Source organism: Rhizobacter sp. P2_H3 (assembly GCF_056403355.1).
In genome coordinates this window covers 1-4481 of record NZ_JBFUFQ010000337.1, presented here as the reverse complement: position 1 = coordinate 4481, position 4481 = coordinate 1, and the positions used below count along the sequence as shown (strand labels likewise).

Below are 4481 nucleotides of genomic sequence, written 5' to 3'. Positions count from 1 at the left end.
GTGGGCGACAGTCAGTTCACGAAGCGTGCTGCGCACGCGGGCCATGAAACCAGCCAGCTCCGGCGCCACTCCCTTATTGGCGCTCCCCAGACTCCCCGCTCGCGCCTTCGTGCCACCACCCTGCCTTGTGGGAGGTGACAAGCGAACAAATGAGGGTTGATCCCCGGGTTGGCACCCGGGCTACTTCTTGAGTGCGCGGGCCGCTTCGGTGACCAGTTCCGGCCCCTTGTAGATGAAGCCGGTGTAGAGCTGCACCAGGTCGGCGCCGGCCGCGATCTTCGATTGCGCGTCGGCACCGCTCAACACACCACCGACGCCGATGATCGGGTAGCCCGCGCCCAGCGCGGCGCGCAGCTGCGCGATCACCCGGTTCGAGGCCGCAAGCACCGGCGCGCCGCTCAGGCCGCCGGCCTCTTCGCCGTGCGGCAGGTGCTTCACCGCATCGCGCGCGATCGTCGTGTTGGTCGCGATCACGCCGTCGATCGCGTTCTTCTTCAAGGTCGCGGCGATCACGCCGACCTGCGCCTCGTCGAGGTCGGGCGCGATCTTCACGAACACCGGCACGCTGCGGCCGTGCTGCTTCGCAAGCGCCTGCTTGCGCTCCTGCACCGCCGAGAGCAGCGCATCCAGCGCCTCGTCGCTCTGCAGCGCGCGCAGGTTCTTCGTGTTCGGCGACGAGATGTTCACCGTCACGTAGTCGGCATGCGGGTACACGCCGTCCAGGCACAGCAGGTAGTCGTCGACCGCGCGCTCGATCGGCGTCGCCGCGTTCTTGCCGATGTTCAACCCCAGCACGCCGCCCTGCGCCCGGAAGCGCGCCTGCTTCACGTTGGCGATGAAGGCGGCCAGCCCCTGGTTGTTGAAGCCGAGCCGGTTGATCAGCGCGTTCGCCTGCGGCAGGCGGAACATGCGCGGCTTCGGGTTGCCCGGCTGGCCGAGCGGCGTCACGGTGCCGACCTCGATGAAGCCGAAGCCCATCGCGGCCAGCCCGTCGATGCAACGGCCGTTCTTGTCGAGCCCGGCCGCGAGGCCGATGCGGTTCGGGAAACGGATGCCCGCCACCGTCACCGGGTCGTCGACCCGCGGCTGCGCGACCGCACAGATCAACGGCGTGCGCTGGATGCGCGCCAACGCGCCGAGCGTCAGGTCATGTGCCTGCTCGGGGTCGAGGCCGAACAGGAAGGGGCGGGTGAGGGGGTAGGGGACCAGGGCCATGGGATGAATGCGGGGACCAGCGTCTTGGATAATCGCGGATTGTCTCAAACGACCCCGCTTCCAAGCGTTCAGCCATGACACAGGACGAACTGAAGGCCCTCGTCGGCCAGGCCGCGCTGGCCTACGTGCAACCCGGCAGCATCGTCGGCGTGGGCACCGGCTCCACGGTGAACTGCTTCATCGACGCGCTGGCCGGCATCAAGGACCGCATCGCCGGCGCTGTCTCCAGCAGCGAACGAAGCTCCGAGCGGCTGCGCGCGCACGGCATCGCGGTGCTCGACAGCAATGCCGTCGACACCATCCCGGTCTACATCGACGGCGCCGACGAGATCGACCACCACGGCTTCATGATCAAGGGCGGGGGCGCCGCGCTCACGCGCGAGAAGATCGTCGCCGACATCGCGCAGAACTTCATCTGCATCGCCGACGAATCGAAGCTCGTCGACACGCTCGGCCGCTTCCCGGTGCCGGTGGAGGTGATCCCGATGGCAGCGGCGCAGATCGCGCGCCGGCTGCGCGGCCTCGGCGGCGATGCGCAGCTGCGCGCCGGCGTCGTCACCGACAACGGCTGCAGCATCCTCGACGTGCGCGGCCTGGCCATCATCGACCCGGTGGCGATGGAGCGCGAGATCAACCAGTGGCCGGGCGTCGTCACCGTCGGCATCTTCGCGCGCAACCGGGCCGGCGCCTGCCTGCTGGGCACCTCGCAGGGCGTGAAGACGCTGACGTTCTGATCCACTCCCGGGCCTCGCACCCCCCCAAAAAGGGCGTAACCTCGGGCCTGTTCCGAATCCGCTGAAAAAGGACGGCCCATGGCCAAACCCAACTACTCGTTCGAAAAGCGCCAGCGCGAGCTGGCCAAGAAAAAGAAGAAGGAAGAGAAGCTGAAGGAAAAGGAGCTTCGCAAGACCAGCCCGGGCTCCGGCGAAGCCGGACAGGGCGACGAGCCCGCCGAAGGCCAGACCCAGGGCGCAGGCGCCGGAGACCAGCCGGCGCCCTGAGCGCCCTGAACCTCATGCGGCCCCTGCGACCCCGCGGCAAGCCGGCGGTGCCCGGCGCCTACGCGGCCGCGCTGAAGGCCGGCTTCGAGGCGACCTCCACGCAGGTGCAGCAGATGCACCAGGCGATCGCCGACCAGGCCTTCGCGACGCTGCAGCACGTGCCCGTGGTCGCAGCGCCCGCCCGCTGGGTGCAGCGGGTGCACGACTTGGTCAGCACGGTGGTCCACACGACGGTGCGCCAGACCGGCGCTGCCGCCCTCACGCTGGCCGGCCATGCCGAACAGCGCCTCACCGATCCGACACGCCAACCGGGCGCGCGCGAGCAGGCCCTGCGCAGCGCGCTGAACGGCGTGGCCGGCGATGCGCTGCAGGCCGCAGGCAACCCGCTCGCGGTGCGCATGGCCCTGTACCCCGAAGGCGTGGCACCGGCGGAGCGGGTCTGCCTGTTCATCCACGGGCTGGCCTGCGATGAACACAGCTGGACGGTCGCGCGCGCCGAGTCGGCCGGCGATTCGTATCCGGCAATGGTCGAGCGCGAGTTCGGCGCCACCGCGCTTTTTCTTCGCTACAACAGCGGGTTGTCGATCAGCGACAACGCGCGCGCTTTGGCGGTGCTGCTGACGCAATGGATCGATGCCGCACCTGAGCGCGCCGGCGACATCGTGCTGGTCGGCCACAGCATGGGCGGGCTGATCGCGCGCGCCGCCTGCGAGCAGGCGCTGGCCGACGGCAGCCCGTGGCTCGATCGCATCCGGATGCTGGTCTGCCTGGGCACGCCGCACCGCGGTGCGCCGCTGGAACGGGCCGGGCACGTGCTCTCTTCGGTGCTCGATGCGTCGGCGATCACGCGGCCGTTGAGCCGGCTCGCCGATGCGCGCAGCCGCGGCATCCGCGACCTGCGCCATGGTGCGGTGCCGAGCACGGTGGCGGTGCCGATGCGGCTTGTCGCGGGCCTGGGCGACGGCCTGGTGCGGCCCGGCAGCGCGGTGGATCCGGCGCTGGCCGGTGATGTCGAACGCGTCGAGATCGACGGTGTCGGCCACATGGACCTGCTGAACCACCCGCGCGTCGCGGCGGCGCTGCGCCGCTGGCTGCGCGCGGCCTGGGCCTGATCAGCGGGCGTCGCGCCGCACCTGGCGGGCGATGAAGCGGGCCGGGTCGATCGCATCGAGCAGGCTGCTCTCCAGCGGTGCTGGCGCGCCGGTGACCGCCGACGCGAGCGCACCCGCGCCGAGGGCCGACCAGGTGATGCCGCGCGAACCCAGCGCGGTGAACACGAACAGGCCCGGCACGCGCGGCACGAAACGCACTTGATCAATGGGGCGCGTGCTCGCGGCCTGCAGGTCGGGGACGGCGCCGACGATCGGCAGCCGGTCGCCGGCGACCCAGCGCCACGCCGTGCGGCCTTGCAGCGCGCACGCGTCGACCGGTGCGGTCTTCCCCGTCAGCTTGCGGTACTGCGCCAGGTTGTGCTCATGGTCGGCCTGCCGCAGCTCGGGGGCCATGTCGCCGGCCGTGCTGGTGGCGCCGAACACCGCCATGCCGTCGATCGGCGGCAGCAGGTAGCCGGCGCCGGCCAGCGGAATGCGCGGCAGCGCCCAGCCCGCGGCGTCGGCCGGTGCCAGGCTCAGCTGGCCCCGCACCGCCTCGACCGACCACGCGGGCTGGCCGAGCAGCCGCAACGCATCGCCGGCGTTCGCGAGCACCAGCACCGGTGCACTGGCGATGTTCGCACCCTGCGCGTCTTTCAGCTGCCAGCGGCCGTCGCCGTCGCGGTGGATGGACTCGACCTGCACGCTGCCACGCCAGCGGATCCGCTCGCCGCCTTGCGCGATGAACCAGCGCACCAGCGCGCCGGGCTGCACCCAGCCGCCCTGCGGGTAGAACCAGGCCGGGTGGCGCAGCGCCAGGCCTGCCAGGCGGCCGGCGGCATCGGCATCGAGCGCCTGCACATAGGTCGCCGGCAAGCCCACGCGATCGAGCACCGCCTGCATCGCGTTCGCATCCGGCAGCGCGGTCTCCAGCCGCAGCAGGCCGGCCAGCGAACCGGGCACGCCGTCGCGCAGCGCACCGGCCAGCACGCGTGCGAGTTCCAGCGCGGCCGCGCGGTTGAAGCGCGCGTGCGTGCCGTCCTGCGCGTTGACGATGCCGTGGAACAGGCCGGCCGGGTTGCCGGAGGCCTCTTGCGCCGGGCTCGTGTGCCGGTCGAGCAGCTCGCACTGCCAGCCCTGCGCGGCGAGTGCGGCGGCCGTGGCGCTGCCGGCC

General features: G+C 71.5%; 5 protein-coding genes. 3 read left to right on the top strand and 2 right to left on the bottom strand.

The window, feature by feature from the left end; all coding sequences use genetic code 11:
* Positions 1-180: 180 nt before the first annotated feature.
* The gene (locus tag AC1D1T_RS30260) at positions 181-1215 is read right to left on the bottom strand and encodes a quinone-dependent dihydroorotate dehydrogenase (RefSeq protein WP_477827385.1); all 1035 of its coding nucleotides are present in this window, start codon (positions 1213-1215) and stop codon (positions 181-183) included.
* Between the two features lie 74 nt (positions 1216-1289).
* Here AC1D1T_RS30260 and rpiA point away from each other — a divergent pair, with 74 nt between their 5' ends.
* The 3 genes from rpiA to AC1D1T_RS30245 all read left to right on the top strand — a co-directional run bounded on the left by rpiA (position 1290) and on the right by AC1D1T_RS30245 (position 3328).
* Positions 1290-1949, top strand: coding sequence for a ribose-5-phosphate isomerase RpiA (rpiA, locus tag AC1D1T_RS30255; RefSeq protein ID WP_047510889.1), 660 nt, complete (start codon positions 1290-1292; stop codon positions 1947-1949).
* Between the two features lie 78 nt (positions 1950-2027).
* Entirely contained in the window at positions 2028-2216 is a 189-nt protein-coding gene (locus AC1D1T_RS30250; protein WP_047510891.1) for a hypothetical protein, read from the top strand.
* 14 nt (positions 2217-2230) lie between these two features.
* The gene (locus tag AC1D1T_RS30245; protein WP_477827384.1) at positions 2231-3328 is read left to right on the top strand and encodes a PGAP1-like alpha/beta domain-containing protein; all 1098 of its coding nucleotides are present in this window, start codon (positions 2231-2233) and stop codon (positions 3326-3328) included.
* On the opposite strand, the gene mnmC1 is transcribed toward AC1D1T_RS30245, so the two are convergent.
* The coding region (mnmC1, locus tag AC1D1T_RS30240) for an FAD-dependent 5-carboxymethylaminomethyl-2-thiouridine(34) oxidoreductase MnmC1 (RefSeq protein WP_477993133.1) at positions 3329-4481 on the bottom strand (1153 nt) is incomplete at its 5' end.